At 46.8% G+C, this 17,441-nt stretch carries 22 protein-coding genes and 1 pseudogene; 3 read left to right on the forward strand and 20 right to left on the reverse strand.

Annotated features, from left to right (window positions below; genetic code table 11):
• Positions 1–779: 779 nt before the first annotated feature.
• The 5 genes and pseudogenes from FS806_RS00840 to FS806_RS00860 form a co-directional block, all read right to left on the reverse strand.
• The gene (locus tag FS806_RS00840; RefSeq protein ID WP_260981924.1) at positions 780–1,454 is read right to left on the reverse strand and encodes an HAD family hydrolase; all 675 of its coding nucleotides are present in this window, start codon (positions 1,452–1,454) and stop codon (positions 780–782) included.
• A 146-nt stretch (positions 1,455–1,600) separates the two neighbouring features.
• A complete protein-coding gene (locus tag FS806_RS00845; RefSeq protein ID WP_144932256.1) occupies positions 1,601–2,506 on the reverse strand; it encodes an SDR family oxidoreductase in 906 nt (301 codons plus the stop codon).
• A gap of 84 nt (positions 2,507–2,590) precedes the next feature.
• Complete coding sequence (locus FS806_RS00850; RefSeq protein WP_144932204.1) at positions 2,591–2,878, reverse strand: glutamate ligase domain-containing protein; 288 nt, start codon at positions 2,876–2,878, stop codon at positions 2,591–2,593.
• A gap of 18 nt (positions 2,879–2,896) precedes the next feature.
• A complete protein-coding gene (murC, locus tag FS806_RS00855) occupies positions 2,897–4,186 on the reverse strand; it encodes a UDP-N-acetylmuramate--L-alanine ligase (RefSeq protein WP_144932206.1) in 1,290 nt (429 codons plus the stop codon).
• 176 nt (positions 4,187–4,362) lie between these two features.
• Positions 4,363–4,755: pseudogene (locus FS806_RS00860) on the reverse strand (manganese catalase family protein); the annotation flags it as partial.
• Between the two features lie 118 nt (positions 4,756–4,873).
• Here FS806_RS00860 and FS806_RS00865 point away from each other — a divergent pair.
• The 3 genes from FS806_RS00865 to FS806_RS00875 all read left to right on the forward strand — a co-directional run bounded on the left by FS806_RS00865 (position 4,874) and on the right by FS806_RS00875 (position 6,592).
• Entirely contained in the window at positions 4,874–5,068 is a 195-nt protein-coding gene (locus FS806_RS00865) for a type II toxin-antitoxin system HicA family toxin (RefSeq protein ID WP_144932208.1), read from the forward strand.
• Between the two features lie 23 nt (positions 5,069–5,091).
• Positions 5,092–5,514: a type II toxin-antitoxin system HicB family antitoxin gene (locus tag FS806_RS00870; protein WP_186328138.1), complete on the forward strand. Its 423-nt coding sequence runs from the start codon at positions 5,092–5,094 to the stop codon at positions 5,512–5,514.
• A 130-nt stretch (positions 5,515–5,644) separates the two neighbouring features.
• A complete protein-coding gene (locus FS806_RS00875; protein WP_222126565.1) occupies positions 5,645–6,592 on the forward strand; it encodes a DUF6414 family protein in 948 nt (315 codons plus the stop codon).
• On the opposite strand, the gene FS806_RS25575 is transcribed toward FS806_RS00875, so the two are convergent.
• The 15 genes from FS806_RS25575 to FS806_RS00940 all read right to left on the reverse strand — a co-directional run.
• Positions 6,576–6,746 carry a hypothetical protein gene (locus FS806_RS25575; protein ID WP_186328139.1) on the reverse strand — a complete coding sequence of 57 codons (171 nt, stop codon included), beginning with the start codon at positions 6,744–6,746 and terminating at the stop codon, positions 6,576–6,578. The genes FS806_RS00875 and FS806_RS25575 overlap by 17 nt on opposite strands.
• 246 nt (positions 6,747–6,992) lie before the next feature.
• Positions 6,993–7,715: a peptidoglycan recognition protein family protein gene (locus tag FS806_RS00880; RefSeq protein WP_144932214.1), complete on the reverse strand. Its 723-nt coding sequence runs from the start codon at positions 7,713–7,715 to the stop codon at positions 6,993–6,995.
• Complete coding sequence (locus FS806_RS00885; RefSeq protein WP_144932216.1) at positions 7,712–7,978, reverse strand: phage holin family protein; 267 nt, start codon at positions 7,976–7,978, stop codon at positions 7,712–7,714. Before FS806_RS00885 ends, FS806_RS00880 begins: the two co-directional genes overlap by 4 nt.
• A gap of 13 nt (positions 7,979–7,991) precedes the next feature.
• On the reverse strand, positions 7,992–8,243 hold the full coding sequence (locus FS806_RS00890) for a hemolysin XhlA family protein (RefSeq protein ID WP_144932218.1): 252 nt from the start codon (positions 8,241–8,243) through the stop codon (positions 7,992–7,994).
• Between the two features lie 64 nt (positions 8,244–8,307).
• Positions 8,308–8,448, reverse strand: a complete 141-nt coding sequence (locus tag FS806_RS25580) for a CD1375 family protein (protein ID WP_186328140.1) — start codon at positions 8,446–8,448, stop codon at positions 8,308–8,310.
• Positions 8,448–9,080: a hypothetical protein gene (locus FS806_RS00895; RefSeq protein WP_144932220.1), complete on the reverse strand. Its 633-nt coding sequence runs from the start codon at positions 9,078–9,080 to the stop codon at positions 8,448–8,450. Before FS806_RS00895 ends, FS806_RS25580 begins: the two co-directional genes overlap by 1 nt.
• 11 nt (positions 9,081–9,091) lie before the next feature.
• Positions 9,092–11,323 (reverse strand): hypothetical protein, encoded by a 2,232-nt coding sequence (locus FS806_RS00900; RefSeq protein WP_186328141.1) that lies wholly within the window; start codon positions 11,321–11,323, stop codon positions 9,092–9,094.
• Entirely contained in the window at positions 11,320–11,865 is a 546-nt protein-coding gene (locus FS806_RS00905) for a YmfQ family protein (RefSeq protein WP_260981925.1), read from the reverse strand. The genes FS806_RS00900 and FS806_RS00905 overlap by 4 nt, the downstream gene beginning before the upstream one ends.
• Entirely contained in the window at positions 11,855–12,910 is a 1,056-nt protein-coding gene (locus tag FS806_RS00910; protein WP_144932224.1) for a baseplate J/gp47 family protein, read from the reverse strand. The genes FS806_RS00905 and FS806_RS00910 overlap by 11 nt, the downstream gene beginning before the upstream one ends.
• Entirely contained in the window at positions 12,907–13,347 is a 441-nt protein-coding gene (locus FS806_RS00915; protein ID WP_260981926.1) for a DUF2634 domain-containing protein, read from the reverse strand. The genes FS806_RS00910 and FS806_RS00915 overlap by 4 nt, the downstream gene beginning before the upstream one ends.
• A 14-nt stretch (positions 13,348–13,361) precedes the next feature.
• Entirely contained in the window at positions 13,362–13,691 is a 330-nt protein-coding gene (locus FS806_RS00920) for a DUF2577 family protein (RefSeq protein WP_144932228.1), read from the reverse strand.
• A gap of 1 nt (position 13,692) precedes the next feature.
• Positions 13,693–14,709: an XkdQ/YqbQ family protein gene (locus tag FS806_RS00925; RefSeq protein WP_144932230.1), complete on the reverse strand. Its 1,017-nt coding sequence runs from the start codon at positions 14,707–14,709 to the stop codon at positions 13,693–13,695.
• A 7-nt stretch (positions 14,710–14,716) separates the two neighbouring features.
• Positions 14,717–15,145 (reverse strand): hypothetical protein, encoded by a 429-nt coding sequence (locus FS806_RS00930; RefSeq protein ID WP_260981928.1) that lies wholly within the window; start codon positions 15,143–15,145, stop codon positions 14,717–14,719.
• Positions 15,142–16,932 carry a phage tail tape measure protein gene (locus tag FS806_RS00935; RefSeq protein WP_144932232.1) on the reverse strand — a complete coding sequence of 597 codons (1,791 nt, stop codon included), beginning with the start codon at positions 16,930–16,932 and terminating at the stop codon, positions 15,142–15,144. Before FS806_RS00935 ends, FS806_RS00930 begins: the two co-directional genes overlap by 4 nt.
• 210 nt (positions 16,933–17,142) lie before the next feature.
• Positions 17,143–17,441 (reverse strand): transposase (locus FS806_RS00940; protein ID WP_186328142.1); only part of this gene is annotated, 299 nt, incomplete at its 5' end.

Raw genomic sequence — 17,441 nt, forward strand, 5'->3', positions numbered from 1 at the left:
GCGGATGCCTGCTACTTTCAATATATTGTGAGCCTGAACCTTTTCGTAGAGTTACATGGTATGATCAGGCATGTAAAACTGCCTCTTCCGTCTTGTCAACGAATCTGAGAACCGCTATTGCCGCCAAAACAACGCCATTCAAAATATAACGAAACTTGATATTGTTATCCGAAAATAGTAATGCTCCATGACCTACTATTTTCGTGAATAGCGATTTCTAGGAGACTGTCGGATAATGGTGTTCAACCAAAGATCATGCGAAAATCCTGCACGGTTTGGTTTTAACGGACCCCAGAGACCTTATTCGCTCCAAAAGGGCCTTTCGGTCATTTTAACGGAATCGGATGACCTTATTCCAAAAAATGCAGGCGAAAGTATGAGGATTTCAATGAAATAAGGGCGTCTAGGTCCGTTAGCCTAAAAAAACCGCTTATTTTGACGAAATAGGGGCTTTCAGATCCGTTACGTTTTCATTGTTGGACTTTTCACTAGTGCAACATCCTGTTGAACGCCTTTCCAACAATGAATCGACAGCCTCTCTAGTTTCGTTAAAAAATACAGAGAGGTTCTTTTAGCCAAATAACGTTTCCAGGTTTCATAAGAAAACGCCCCTAATCGATTCCACTACTTTTGGGCCAGCCCCCTTCAGCTTAATGCTAACCCCTTGCCGATTTCCGGGAGTCTGGCCGGCAAACAATATTCTCGGCGGGTCTATAGGTCCGACCATCCTCATATGTACATCGATTTCGTGAAAGACATGGCTTCGCCGGTTATCAACCTTACTCCGGCAGATAGTCCGGGAGCTGCCGGATATCGGTAATGACGACATCAGAGCCTTCCAGCTCATTCTCCTTGCCGAACTCCGCATAGCGGCAGCCAACGACCTTCAAGCCATTCTTGAGTCCGGCCTCCACGTCGGAAGAACGGTCTCCGACCATCCAGCCTCCCTGCACGCCTTCTGTTTCCATAAGCAGCCGAACCAGCTCCACCTTGGAGGGCGTATTATATTCTCCCGCACTGTACAAGCCTTCGAAATAACTGTCTATTCCTTTATACTTAACCACGGATTTGACATAGTTCTCCATCCCGTTGCTCGCGATAAAAAGCCGGATGCCTTCGTTCTTAAGCCGCTGCAGCATTTCGGGCACTCCGGGGTACAGTACGCCTTCCCCTTTATCCAACAGCTCCTGCTGATACTTCAGCAGCAGCTCGTTTACCCGATGATGAAGCTCCTTGGAGCCACCAGGCAGCACTCTTTCCCAAATATCGGAGAGCAGCATGCCCAGTCCCCCGATCAGGCGTTCCACCGGAGGAGTCTCTCCCTGATAGGTCCCTTCTTCTCTCATATGGTCGAAAGCGGCATAATAAGAGGGGATCATCAATGTTTCTGCTTGAAATAGTGTGCCGTCCAGGTCAAAAATGACGGCCTCCGGGCGTTCCAGTTTGATAGACAAAAAGTTGCACTTCCTTCCTGATGATGTTACGAATAGTATCCTTGTTGCTCCTGAATCGGATACCATACAATAGCCACAGCCTCTATTAAACCATGGTTTACCAGCCTGGTCCACCCGGAAAATTTCAAAGTTTCGTACAAAATCGATTAAGTGGCGACAAAATCTCCCCCGTTCACATGCAGTGTTTCACCGGTCACATATCGCGAGTCATCGCTGGCCAAATAAATATAGGCCGGGGCAAGCTCGAAGGGCTGACCCGCTCTCTTCATCGGCGTTTGCGTTCCGAATGTGGCAACACGATCCGCCGAATAGCTGGATGGAATCAGCGGCGTCCAGATCGGGCCCGGAGCAACCGCATTCACCCGGATGCCTTGCTCCACCAAGGATAGAGCGAGGGAACGGGTAAACGAGACTATCGCTCCTTTGGTCGAAGAATAATCGATCAATGTCTTTTCTCCCCGATAAGCGGTAATCGAGGTGGTATTGACAATTGCATCGCCGGCTTTCAAGTGGGGGAGAGCAGCCTGGGTTACATAAAAGAAGCTGAAAATATTGGTCCGAAAAGTCTGCTCCAACTGCTCCTCCGAGATGTCCAGAAGACTATGCCGGGGATACTGCACACCTTGATTATTAATGACAATATTCAGCTTTCCGAGCGTTTGCAGCACCCGGTTAACGGCATTCGTGCAGGCCTGCTTGGTCCGCATGTCGAGACGAATGGGCAGGCAGCGGCGCCCGATAGCTTCTATGCGGGCTTTCGTCTCTTCCGCATCCCGGTCTTCATACAGGTAGGTAATGGCGACGTCGGCCCCCTCCTTGGCAAACCCGATAGCAACGGCGCGGCCGATCCCGCTGTCTCCGCCAGTAATCAGGGCGACCTTCCCCTTCAGCTTCCCGCTGCCGACATAGGCGGGGTCTTCGGAAATTGGCCGGGGTGTCATCAGATATTCCAGTCCGGGCTGCCGGTCCTGATGCTGTGGCGGGAATGCGATCGGCTTCACCTTGCACTCCGTTTTGTGGGCATAGTAGGGATAAACCGGATAAGGCTTCATGGGATTACCTCCATTGTCATTTTCCCCCATCATACTCAGCCCGCCCAGAATGGGTTCCATCGGCTCCCCATGTTAAATGCCGGATTAGGAGGTCATCCGTTGGCGTATCGCTTCCCTGGCCGCTTCCCTGTCGTCAAAACGAATCGTCCGGTCCTTCAGAATCTGAACCGTTTCATGCCCTTTCCCCGCGATCAGCACCACATCCCCTGAACCCGCCGCGGCAACCGCCCGGGCAATAGCGGCCTTCCGGTCCTCCACCAACTCGTGCTTGCCGCCAACTGCCCCGGCTTCCAGCAGACCGGCTTCTATCTCCTTCAGAATCGTCTGGGGGTCCTCCGAACGGGGATTATCGGATGTAATCTTAAGCTTCATGCCCCGTCCTCCCTTCGCCTAGCCTTCGAAGATCGTCTGGTACTTCTGAATGTCACCGGCCCCCATAAATACCAATACCGAATCTTTATAGTCTAATAAATTGTTGACCGTGGATTCCGAAATAAGCCGGGCATTGGGAATCCGGTCGCGCAGCTGCTCGATCGAGACAGTGCCGCCTTCCTCGCGCGCCGATCCGAAGATTTGACACAGGTATACATCGTCTGCGCCCCGCAAGGATTGAGCGAAGTCGTCCATCAGCTTCTCCAGCCGGCTGAACGTATGAGGCTGAAATACGCTCACTATTCTTCTCAACGGATATTTGCTTCTTACCGCTTCCAGAGTCGCTCTAATTTCGGACGGATGATGGGCATAATCATCAATCACGATATTGCTCTTCCATTCCTTCTCGGAAAATCTTCGCTTGACTCCGGAGAAGGAAGCCATATGGTGCTTTATTTGCTCCAAATCGAGATTCAGGACAAGCGCCGTTCCAATAACCGCCAGGGCGTTGAGCACATTATGGCGTCCATAGGCCGGTATAGTGAACTGGCCTATTCCGTCGCCGCGCCAGTACACTTCGAAAGAGGTGCCGTTACTCCCGGCTACGGGTGCCGAGGCTCTCAGCAGGTTATGATCTTCGAAACCGTAGTACAGCACCTCTTTATCTATTCTTAATGACCGGACATGCGGGTCATCCCCGCATACAACGAGCAGACGGCCAACCAGCGAAGCCATCTCCTCGAACGCGCTGTGGACATCCGACAGGTCGGCATAATAATCCGGGTGATCGAAATCGATGTTCGTAATGACCGCAATTTCGGGGCGGTACGCCAGAAAATGCCTCTTGTATTCACAGCTTTCAAATACAAATAACCGGGCATCCTTCTCCCCCTTGCCGGTGCCGTCTCCAATCAGAGTGCAGACCGGCTCCACTCCTCCCAGCGCATGCGCCATCATTCCGGTTGTGGTGGTTTTCCCGTGCGATCCGGTAACGGCTATACTGATATAATCCTTCATCCACTCTCCGAGAAAATGATGATAGCGCCGGACCGGATATCCCAACCGCCGACAGTGGTCCAGGGCCGGATGCGAATCGGCGAAAGCGTTCGATGCGATCGCCGTCATATCGTCGGACAGCGGTGCCTCGGCGAACGGAAAGATGGGAATCCCTCTCGCTTCCAAAGGAGCTTGGGTAAAAAGCGGAGCCTCAGTATCCTCCCCCTGAACCTTATGTCCCAAATCATGCAGAATCTGCGCCAATGCGCTCATTCCACACCCTTTAATTCCAATTAAATGATAGTTTCCCATCCATAAAACCTCCAGCCTGCAGCTTAATATAAATGCAATATGTAACCTGATTATGCCATCACAGCTAAATATATTATTTACATTATACTGCATTCATTACCCCCTTTGCTCCCGAGTCGCCCTAATACGCAAAAAAAGGCGTCATGAAAGTCATGAAACGCCTTTAATATTTTATTTTAAAATATCTTCTTGGTCTCTCTCTCCGCTTTCAAAATCTCAACGGCTTCACGGAAGCGCATAGAATGCACTACTTCCCTTTCCCTTAAAAATTTCAAGCCGTCCTGCAAATCGACATCATCCGTCATATCAATAAGCCATTGATAGGTTGCTCTCGCCTTCTCTTCGGCGGCAATATCTTCATACAAATCCGCAATCGGATCCCCCTTGGCTTGAATATAAGTTGCGGTCCATGGCACCCCTGCCGCATTATGATAAAACAGGGCTCTGTCATGGTCGGCATAATGATCCCCAAGCCCCGCCTCCTTCAGCTGCTCGACCGTTGCATCCTTGGTCAGCTTGTAGACCATCGTTGCAATCATTTCGAGGTGAGCAAATTCTTCCGTACATATATGTTATCAATGATTAATACTCATTTTGCCAATCGTTCGGGAATTTAAGTACGTGTAATTTATACGTTGACACGTATTTATGATACGTGTTATAATAAAAGTGTAAGGGAGGGAGGCCATGAAGTCGTATAATTCAAGGGAACTTATCAAATTACTTAAGGAGGATGGATGGTTCGAAATAGGAGCTAACGGGAGCCACCACTATTTTAAACATCCAACGAAGCCCGGAAAAATTACGGTACCTCACCCAAGAGATAGCTTCCCTCCAAAGACTCAAAAGAGCATATTAAAAAGCGCGGGGTTAGAGGGCTAATGCCCTCCCCCAAGGAGGTATATATGTTGAGTAAAAAAGATATGTACAGATTTTGGGCGGTTTTGCATCATGACAGCGAAGGTATTTCTGTGCGTTTTCCCGATCTACCGGGATGTAATACGTGCGGTGACACGGCAGAGGAAGCCCATGCAGCAGCTAGGGAAGCATTGGAAGGATACTTGTATGTAATGGAACAAGATAATGACCCGATTCCGGATCCGTCGCCGTTAGATTCCATATTAAAGGGTCTTGAGGAGAATGAGGCTGTTTGTGAGGTACAGGTCTATATGCCGACCGTAAGGGATGCGATGGAGTCGCGAGCAGTAAAAAAGACGCTGACAATCCCGAAATGGCTAAATGATGCTGCAGAACAACAGCACTTGAATTTTTCCCACGTGTTACAAGAAGGCCTGAAGCGTAATCTTGGTATTCATGAAAGAAAGTGACTATAAATAAGCCCCGCCCAGCCACACGGCCAAGCGGGTTTTTATTATGTCTTTTTACCAAATCTAGCCAAAATGGGACTTTTGTCGTATAATGTTGTCTGCTGGATGATTTTAGCAAGTCCCCCAGCCGATGGGGATTATAAAAGGTGATAAAATGAAGGAAATTATCTACTTAAATACTGACTTGATGAACTCTTTTATGGCCCAAACATTTAAAGGACTTCCCGTGGACACCACTCATGAACACTCGCAACAAGATAGCCAGATGAGTGCAGATTTAACTAGAAAGGAGTCAGGTCATAATATTAACGCAGAACTTAAAAGCGGATCTATTAGTATCCCTTTGATTATGATGACTCCAAATGGTTCGCTTGCTTATAAATACGAAAACGGGAAAATGATAGAGGAGGCTATTTCGTTAACACAGGTGGACGCCGGGAAAGAAATAATATCCAAGAAACTTCACGACAATGCCTTAAACGAGTTTCTTTCCTATTTAGAGGACAGGGATATGCTTGTACATGTAGACTTGGATAACTCTAGTGGTTCTGACTATTTGGGTGATTACGTGAAAATCACATCTCGATTCGATCTTTTTGATTTGGAATCTATAGTTAAACAATTTAACACACCTATAATGAAGGAAATTATCAAGCTAACGTCAAGTCCCAGTAATATTCCGCCTGGATCTGGTAAAAAAAACAAACAAGCTCTTCCAAAGTCTGTTGAGGACGGAATGAAATTGTTTGAATTACTCATGAGCTATTTATCTTCAGTTTTACCAACAACTTTGTTTTTAAAAACAAATGGCTACGTAGCTCCGTTGAAAACAGAATATTTGAGGGAAAGTAGCGGTGAACTAAATTTTAAATACGGAAGTGGATCTAATATAGAGATGACTCTAATCGGCAGGGCTACTAAAGTGTTTGATTCATTTAGCGGTGATATGTTTATCGGAGGGTCTTTTAGTGAAGTATCCGAAGCTGTAAGGGGAGCAATAGAAACGATGACTTCAGAATTACAGACAATTAATAAAGGCGATATAGTCATATCACCTGTTGCTATCTATTTCGAATAAGTTGCCTGTCTTTCTTCTTTGCTTGCATTTCTGCTTTCATTTCGGCAATTCTATTTGAAGTTTTCGAGAAATCTTCATCAAATTTAACCTTTTCTTTCATTGTTTCAACAATACCATTACTAATGATTTTCCCGATTTGACGTTTAAGTTTCATAATAAACCACCGCCTTATTTCTATTATAAGCAACTTTGCTTCAATTATCCATTATATTTCAGGAATTAGACCAACGTGCTTGTACTAAAATAAATAAAAGGCCGTCCTACACAAATATATAGTCATTTCCGTCACAACTTCATATTCCAAAAGCGACTATCTAAAATGACCCCTCACTTATAGGTGGCAAATGTATGACAAGCAATATCCCCCGCTAGCTACATAATAGTTAACGGGGGTTAGTTTTTATACCTCTATTCCTACTTGTCTGGCTGTGATTATCATATTCAACCATGCCAGCTCCGATGCATTCAGCCGGCCGGTATAGGCTTTTTCCACCCAGGTATAGTCCGTTATAAGCGGTGGCTGCATTTTTCCGTTGACGCTATCTCTGTACATATTGTCTAAGGCGTCGCCAAGCATTTTCCACTGCCACTGTTCAAGATCCAAACGCTCCTCCTCCTCTCCGGTTGTGCTACGTAATTTGTACTGCACCATATTGACAAAGGTCGTCCATCCGGTCCAGCGGCCGCCGTCATACATGAGTCGGGGACATATCTTTCCACTCCAATCAAAATGCCTGCGGAGCCGATCCGCTCCCCATCCTCTCTCCTGCAGCATCTTTGCTACCAAGGTTGCTGCATTGTCAAGCGTCTGTGCATAGTCTCCAGATTCGCATATTTCAATCCCTATGCTTGTCCGGTTTCCGCTATTAATCCCACTGCCATCCCCGGCATGCCAGGCGCATTCATTGAGCGGGAGGCACTCTATAGCCTCTCGCTCGTCAATAACAATGTGATATGATGCTGTCCGTTTGTTTGACGGATTGGTGAGCCAATTACGCTCGTTTCGGGCACTGGAGGATGGGTTACCAGTGTTGTGTATTGTTATGGTCGATGGAGTCATGGGTAACCCTGGTCGTCGGTTATTTGACGTTTTTTGGGGAATGTGATCGATGATGTATTTCATTGCTTTTCACGCTCCTTGCTCTGCTTGATCACCTGGTGCCCATAGACCGCAAAGGCTCCGCAAAGCACTCCTTGGATGATCGACTCCGCACCAAAGCCAAACATCCATACAGTGAGCAACACAGCGGCCAATGTGACCAAATAGACGATCAACCAATCAGGTACAGCAGGAGTCTGCTTGAGCACGTACCCAAGTACCCAACAAAAACCTACGACGATAAGCAATTTAGGATCGATCATTTCATAAATAACGTTCCATTCCATTTATCCCACACTCCTAAGTTAATTTGATAGCCGCAATAATAGCAGCTCCTACAATGGTAATAACGGACCCTGCAACACTCCGCCAAAGCCATTTTTGATTGTCCTCGATACGATCAAGTCGACGATGAGCAGATTTTGCAGACTGTTGCGCCTCAATAGCTATGTCTCGGGAGTTGATCGCATTGTCTAACTTGTCCTCAATATTATCTATCTTTGTCTCTACCCTCGTAAGGCGTTGTAACGTCTCTGCTTGCGGATCGCCCATAGCGACTCCCCCTGTTCTCAAGAAGAATAGCCCCCGGATCCCGAGGGCATAAAAAATAGCGCTATTAGGCGCTTTTGATCGGCTGGCCGTTTGTGTCCAGCCCCATCGTTTCCAAGGCTGTCTGTACCTTTGTTTTCAACGTTTTAGGCACTTCTACAAAGGTCATCAGCCCATCCAGAATAAGCGTAACGCATACTGCTACCATCACCCCTCACCTCCTTTCAGGGCTGCCATTTCGGCACGCAAAACTTCGATTGCTTCGGCTTGGGCTTCTATTATCCCGTAAAGCTCGACCATGGCCAGCATAGACTGCTTGTTTTCTTCGTCTGTAGCTTCGTTTGCCTCGTAGACTTCCACCAGTCCCAACATTGTTTGAGCAGTATCGTTCTCCACTTTCTCGACTCGCTCCGGGATGCTCGGTTCCTGCGGCCGGTTCCGGATCTCGTCGATCTCCTCCGGCGTTAAACCCTCCACCCAAAATTGGGCTAGGTCTACAGGCTCCGGCGGGGGCAACGGTTCCGCTTCTTCTTCATCCCGTTGCTGCTGTTCTTGCTTCCAGGCGTTCAAATCCCGCTCGTACTGCTCCATAGCTGCTTGCCAAGCTTTAAGGTCATATCTTGGCTTAAACAGCCCAGGGGGCACCGGGACGGCTACAGTATAGCCAACATGGACGGTTTCAGGTTCTGTTGGCACTTCCGGTGCTTCTTCCATCGGTTCCAGCTCGTCAGTATCCGGGACTGGCTCCTGGATAGGAAAAACGCCTGTCACATGGTCAGCAACAAGCGTTCGTTTAAATGTATCATTTCCTTCGAGATCGATTATAACAGCTTCTTTCATGGCGCTACCTCCTACTCCTCTAGATCAAATTCAATCCCATCTAATACCAACCACCGATTCCCCGCGCCAGAGGATTGCAGTTTTACTTCCCCTGGTAAAGAATCGCCACCTAATCTTGAGCCAATAAAAATACGAGTTGCCACAGGCTCATTAGGGGTTACTGTTGCAGACCAAGTAACTGCATTTTTATTGTATTTCGGTTGGTAGTCAACTGGCAAAAAGAATAAATGTGTTCCCTTATTGACTACCCCATCCTTTATAATCCCTCTTAGTTGGACTCTTTTTCCATCAGATGTCTTTCTGTATCCAACCGGAGTTTCAGTAACTCCCTTATTTTGAACCCACCCATTCAACAGTGTAGCCTGTATCCATTCCGGCTGTTCCTTCATTGCCGTTTCATTTTCAAGGACCGTGATCCGGCTCAGAGCATTCTTATTTCCTTCCACCAAACTATCAACCGTGCCCCTTAGATTTACCGCATACTCGGCGCTGATCTCTGTCGGAGATATGCCGATCTTGTACGTGTCCAGAGCAAGGTACGTGACTTGGTAGACGGCAGAGGGATCATAGTTATAATCATATATTTTTGCTTGTTCATTGCCATAAGTTTTTCCGGGCGATTCAAATATCCAGTATTTATCTTGTTTGTTGTTTCGATATATAGAAAGTAATTTGTCTGCTCTAAAATCTAGTTTGCCAGCAGACACTCTTTCGTCAAATACCGAATTAATGACGTAAATATATGCATTTCCCGAATTAAACCCTTGCGGATTCGCCTTCTCCCGCACCACAATCCCCGTACCGACTTCAACCTGATTCGTTCCCTCATAGAGCATCAGGCTGCCTTCGTACTCCAGTGGTTCGTCTACAGCGGTGGCAAGTTGGTATTGGAGGAAGTAGGGTTTATACGCAGCATTGGAATTGGTATATGCCGAAGTTGTCGGCAACACAGGTGTGCCATTTACGATATTGCCGTTTGCGTCCCAATAGCCCCAATACTTTGTACCTTCGCCGTTATATTGGCTCGTTTTCGAATCTTCACCGCTTCGCCACATCTTCCACCCATAAAAATACGCCTTGACCTCTTCCTTAGTAGGCGTATAGTCTGGCCCCCATCCGCTATCGGAGTTAGGAATAGTAACTCTAAAAAATCCGTTATTGTGATTAAATTGGTCAGGCCCGTTAAGGGGGTTTACAGGGTTGATTATCTTTCCGTCATATTTAACCACGTATCCTGTATTAGGTCGGTTGTCAGTCAATGGAAACCTGACTTCTTTATAGTTCCCTCCAACAGGAGCGGTGTTATAGTTCCAATTCAAACTCCCATCCAATACCACGCGCCTATACTGTCTCAAAACTCTTGGCTTACCCTCATTGTCCATGTACATCCTGTCTGCCACTGAGCCGTCCAGATTGGAGGCAAGTTGGCATGTTGGAAGGTACAAGTAGGATTCTCTTGCATCCTCCGCTTTAGTATTGATATACACCGCATTGACATTCTGGAGGCTGTCTACATACCCATATTCGTTCTCAATCTGCGCGCTGGTAATTTTTCCGCTGTCTATGTCCGTTTTTGTTTCAGCAGGAATCCAATATACTGCCAAGCCGTCAAAATAAGCATACTCTCCAGATGCACCACTCCCCATTGCATTAAAACTAGCAGTTGAACTGGAGAAAAGAGAAGAATCGATTGTGCCGTATACAAAATTAAACTTTTCCGTATCCGTCACCTTCTGCGATCTTCGAGCATAGGTATTATCGGATATTTCAATCTGTGCCCCGCCACTAAGATTCCCATTTTTTACGTACCCACAAAAGAGATACATTCCTGTGTTCTTTGTGATGACATGTGTACGCTGTCCGTACCCCGTTGTCGCTGATATCGTCACCTTAAGGCTGTTACTGCCGAATTGTTTATTATTAGAATCTAATTCGATGGCAGCATTAACTCTGCCAAAAGGTTTTAAGTCCTCACAATTCCCATCCCGGCCAAGCAGATTCACCCGTGTAAGGCCTTGGATGTTTAAAACAGCGAAAGGCGTATCACGATCCACGTTGATCGTTTGTGTACCGGCTGTTAGAGTTACTGGAGTGGGAGGGGAATGAACCACCTGACCGCCAACAGCGTTGTCGATTTTATCCCAATTCTCGTTGAGCATTGTATCAATATCAAAGTAGTCATTACCGTCTGTCAAAGGGTCTTTTTTATACAGGTCTAAATTAGGAGTATTACCGGCCATCATAGCACCTCCCTGAACGGTGAGAATTTATTAAGTTTGGTTTCTTGTATTTGGTTAATAGTCATTACTTTGTGCACCTGATTAATTAATAGATACTTATATACATATAACACTGCTAGGTGTGCCGGTTTGATATCATCAATGGCAGCGATCAAGTCAGGTAGATTCGGAGGCACACCCAAAACGCTTGTAAACCTGATCCGGATGTTCCCGTCGAAAGTGACTTCCACATCACCATTTGCATAGCTATCGGCAACAAGCTTGATCAATGCTGCATCCACCTTTCCGGTTCCGCGCATTTTCGATTTTATGACGGACCGGCGTTCGGACAGAGGTTTGTTTTTATCTGATACAATGCCCAATTCATACTCGTAGATCGCTAGGGCCCATGTGGCCGTGTCAATAGATAGCTGCCTGTGCAAATCTTCTATAGCAGCGTCCCGGTTGTCGAACTGCCCAGCCTCCGCGTCAAATATTGCTTTGTAGATAGCAGATCGCCGCTGGAATGGCTGCAAACGATTCATCATCTCTTGGCTACGTGTCAAGGTACAACACCCCTAATACGGCCACTTCTTCGTTTCCAATAGTTATATTCTCTGTGCCGCTGTTCACCTGGAGTCCACTATAATCCTCGACCCCTGCACTTTCCAAAATGGCTGCACCAACCCGGGCATAGCTGACGATTGGTTCAACAAAAGCGATATCCTTAAAATACTTCGTCAGACTGTCAGATATGTTATCCTTTGCTTGCTGCAGCGTGTATCCCTCAGCGAGCGTGATCTTCACGGTTACGTTAATATCTACCCCGGAAGCACTGACGACAGTACAAAAAGCCCCGATTGGAGCCGCACCATCGCCTAGCCCCGTAATATCGGGATCTATATAATTCTGTGTAGCGGAGACTATAGTATCACTGGCCGGCTGCTTGTCACTGTCGATGATCAAAACCTTGACAGTATTAGGACCATTCCACAAGGAAATGATTTTAGCGTCTCCTACACCCGGGACTTCTTTAGCCCAATTAAGATAGTGAGCCTTATTTCCACTCGTTGCCGGGGTTCGTATTCGCTCATAGTAGCGTTGTAACAAATCGGCATCAGATTCAGCCTCAAAGCCATCCATTGTTGGAAGAGGATTTGTTACTGCCGTAAAACCGGCCAAAGTCACAGGAAAAAGTGTAATCGTGTTCGCTGCTACATTCCCGCTGTTCCCGGCTTTGACCGCTTCAATCGACACTTGTCCACTGCCTGATATATCTTTAGACTCAGTTGCCCGAAACTGGATGCCTCCGGCCGTCTCAAAACGATCGCCTATCTGGATCGTACCCGTACCGGTCACTATCACGGTTCCGACTGCTCTTGTAGCTGGCTTCCTCTCAATCCCGGTTCGTTCCTTGACGCGCTGCGCCAGCTCATTGCCGGACAAGTTTTCGATGCTAAGCTTGTCTTTGACCACGTTTATTGAGTCATCTGTTTTTGCAAACTGCTCCGCAGCAGGAGCCAAGGCGTCATAGATGAAGCTGCCCGGGCGCTTATCATAATCATCCGGGACCGAATCGATCATATCAGCAAGTATTTGATCCTTCGTCATACTGTCACCGTCCCTTCTGTTGGCCCAAAAATACTTGCCACATTAAAGGTGATTTTAAGTCTCGCCCCAACTTGAGTAAAAGAAAATTGATCTACCTGGGTAATCGCGTCATTTTGCATCAAGGCTTCGCGAATCATCCGCTCATACTCGGAACGAGAAAAATCAGGATGGAAGTTCCGACCAATGAGCGAATGATGCTCGCTGCCGTATCCCGTTCCGGCATAAATCAAACTATTCTTGACAGTACGGAGCGCCTTCTGAATCCACACTTTCAGGTACTCTATGCCGGTCAGTTTAATCACAGCGCCGTCCTTCAACTTGAAATCACCCTTTTCAAAGTCCCAATCAAAGGTACTGTGAACAGCCTGCTTTTCCGTTCGCTGTACAATGTCAGAGGTCGGAAATTCCAGTTGCGTAATCTGTGGAAGATTGGACAAGATGTCCACCTCCTTCATATTTTGCAGAGAAGATACCAGGTCTTGAGAGCTTCATCAGGAGCTATCATTACCTGATCACTAGGTTTCAGCTCAACCCTCCAGATCAGGGTATCATCCACTATATTTCCATGCGGGTCCTGCCAACGGTTTGGTATTTCGTAACCGGCTGTATAGAGTTGCGGAACGATAAGCTTATCTTGCGTTATGATGACGTTATCGCCCCACTTAATTTTGAGAGGCTCAGATTCGACCACAATGCCAATTCTCGGTGCCGTACTTGGAGGGTTACGGTTTTTTTTATATATGTCTGCAATTGTCTTCGCTAGCTGATCCAAAACATCCAAATCACTTCACCTCTTCCGGAAGTACTAGCTCAACCTCCATGGTATGGATCTGACTTTCCAATCGATGTTTGACGGATAAAATCATAAACCTGCCACTCATCCCAGTGACAGGTTCTTCAACATCCAGCAGCCGGCCAGCCTTAAAAGCAGTGTCACCCATCAACTTCAGGGTATTTGTCTCTTGGATGCGGGCCAGTCGTTCCAGAAGGATTCTGGCCACCTCCCGCGCCTTTGCTATATCTTCAACATCAATTTTAAATACATCTTCCAGGAGGCCATACTTCATGATTAACTCTTCATTCTGCGCCGCTGCTACAACTTCGTATTTCGCTTGGTCCTTGTTCGACTCATCTCTTTCAACAAGGATTTTTACTCTGTTTTTCATTTCTTCGATTGATCTTGTCCGATCGGCTCCCAATGGATTGGACAGCACATCTTCGGGAGGAATGTTATCGGCCAACTTGAAGGTTCCCTTGATAATAAGCTCTTGCATCTCTTCGAAATAGATTTTTCCTTGGCGCATTTCCACATTATATCGCTTGCCTGTTGCCCGCTCGTGACGTTTGTAAATGTCATCGATTATCTCCGCCGGGCTTTTCTCAAGGTATATTTCATCTATGATCGTATTCATTGGCGGTATTTCCCCGATCAGCATCCCAAAATCATTCAGTATTTTAGTGATAGCCTGGGATGCCGGTATCCGATTGAACTGGTATACGCTTTTGGATTTTCCTAGATACCAAGCATAATCATAGACAGTGTATTTGATCGTCTCTCGACCAGTACGGCTTTCCGTAACGATGACACCACGGTGTACCTCTTCCTCGTCCTTCAAAAGGATGACCACATCACCTAAATCACAGGGATTGGACGGGAAGAATCTTGTGTCATTCCAAATCAACTCAAATTCCATAGCAGCCATGAGAGATAAGTTGGAATCCCATGTGATCGCACCGACAATCGGTGTAATGTCGTATGATCTCTCTCCATCGTTTTTTATGAGAATAAGCTTAAACAATAGATGATCACCGCCCAGATAGCTCTATAAGAGCGAATTCGGTCATTTTCATTGTGAAAAATATATCTCCATCCTGCTGAGTGCCCCACTCAAAAAGATCCATCGTCACGGCCATATTGAGAGACTGTTCCCCGCTCTGGTCAGATATGATTAGTCTCAGTGGATATCTTCGCTCCCGCCATCTTTCAATCATGTCCACATACTCCATTCCCCAATACTCCCGGCTCTGAAGGAATGGGTAATCATGTCCCTTTGCTGGAAAGAAGGATTCGATTTCAACCGTCCTCAACTCTCTCATGCCAATGGTAACTATGGATCTCTGTAGCCCGTCCACCAATTCATTTTTCCACGGACTTGGTACAGCGTATTTTTTAGGTGGCACGGGCAACTGCAACACTTCTTCGTTGTTATTGATAGACAGAAACACATTAATCATGTTCCCCACACATGCCTTTCGATCCGGCCCAATAGGCTGTCAGCCAGCTCCATCGGACTCAGGTTTTCCTTCAGTCTTGCAGTATTCGCCTTAGTTGCGGAGGTATTGGCTCCCGTTGCTTGGGTGTTCTCGGATGTGGCCTGAGTGTTGCTTTCCATTGCGGCGGTGTTGGCTGCGAGAGCGTCTGCCAGTTTGCCTTCGCTCTCCCCCTTTTTCTCCTGTACCTTCCTTCTTTGTGCCATCAGGCTATCCTCGGAAAATTTGCCCGAGCTGTAGTCTACGGTCGGGATCAATTGAAAATTACTATCCCATTTAGGTTTTTCAACCTCTACCTTTGCCGCCCCGAAATCTACACTCGGGATCACATCCCCTAACTCGTCCCACTTTGGCATTTTCGATTCTATCTTAAAAGAGCCAAAGTCCACAGAGACCTCATCCATTTTCAAGGCCTTTCTAACCTTATTGATCGGACCGAGCAGCCATGTTAATCCTTCTTCTGCCGCTGCTACTACGCCGTTCCATAGACTCTTACCCCCGTGTTCTATAGCCCCCCAAGCATACTGGAATGCTTTAATCAGTTCATTTGCGCTTTTAATTTCGTCGTTGATTGCGTCTTGTGTAACGTCCACAAGCCAATTCCATGTGATCCCCGCATAATACTTGATTGCATCCCAAGCAAAAACAAATGCCTGGACGAGGATGTTGCCTAACCAGACAAGAGCATTCACTGTCCATTCCGCGGCGTCAACTATTGTATTCCAAGTCTGCATTCCGGCCAGTTTAATTTCCTCCCAGTTCTCCACTACGTATATTCCTGCTGTCACTAGCAAACCAAGGAGGGTAATAATCGTACCGATGGGATTTGCTCTCATAGCGGCATTTAGACCATGTTGAGCTAATGTTAGGATAGTCACCTTACCGCTACTGTTTTTCGCCGCATTTCCGTAAACCGTTGTCCACCAGGCAAGGGCTTTTTGTGACGCCGTTGTCAGTATGTTCCATGTATTCGCGATGATCAGCGCCCCCTTGTAGGCAACTACCCCCCCAACAACTCCATATATAATAGGTCCAATTAAAGACCAATTATCACGTATAAAGTTGTATATACCTGTTACACCGCGGAGAACATTCGCCGTCCCCGTTACTAAGGCCGGGATGCCAGTATAGATAAACCATCCAAGCGCACCACCACCTTCTCCACCCGGAGCAAATGCTCCGAATATTCGATTCTTGATATCGAGTAATGTAGACTTAATTTCCTCGAACTTCTCTTTGTTCCTTGCTATTGAATCCTTTATGGATTCCAAAGTGTCTGTGACAATCTTTTTCAAAGTGGGTATAGCCTTAAGTAGCCATTGCACTCCCCAGTTATACATTGGTAGTGCTATTTCTCGTCCAAGTTCTTCCCTGACTCCCCCTATCGCAGCCTGTAATTGTCTCATTTTGCCCTCTGGTGTATCGGCTAGTGCCGCATTCATACCGCCAACCGATTGCCCTATGACTTCAACTAACATGGCTGCTCGTTGTGCTTCAGTTCCAAATTTTAGTACTTTCTCTTGCGCTTCCGTCCAGCTATAGCCATACCGAGAAAGGGCACCAAGTTGACCGTCCATGACCTTTCCGATCATGGTCCCAATTTGTACAGCCGCTTCTTCTGTTGCATCAAGACCATATTGTTGGGCAAGCATATCGTTTAGGGTTGGCAGGAGTGTCTTTAGTGATTCTGCCTCTGAAAGATATGTCCCCAGCTCTTGGGCACCGGCAATTTGGACACTACCTGCAATCACGCCGATGCCCTCTTGCGCTGCCGCAAGATTTTGAACCTAAATTTCGAAAGCCCGTAATATCAAACACTGAATATAGTGGATCTGCCTCGCGGACTGTAAAAAAGTGGAGGTTTCCCAGTCCATTCGATTCAGATCAACGTTATGCAGATGCACTTTCCCCCTCCCCACTGAAGAGGCTGCGACTTCTTCCATGTTAAATTTAGGGTTTTCTCATTCCAAAAGTGCGATCCTGGCTTCTATTCGTTGCCATGCATACCGGTTTGCAAAGTCTTTCGCCAGCTTGAGAATGATGTTGCGGCTATGCCGAATAATCGTTGCTGCGCAATGGAAGAACTCTAATCGGAACCGTGCGATTGTGTAACCTTGATGTACCGGTTCGCAGCAGCTTCGCTTGAATCGCTCGAACAAATTGTAGGCGAGTAATTTGATCAACAAGTCGAGTTCATTCGCCTCAAATTCGCTCGTCGCAATTCTATCAATGGAGAAGCCGTTCTTCGCTTCCTTGATAT

Origin of the sequence: Paenibacillus sp. 32O-W (assembly GCF_007679495.1) — a bacterium.
GTDB lineage: Bacteria > Bacillota > Bacilli > Paenibacillales > NBRC-103111 > Paenibacillus_L > Paenibacillus_L residui.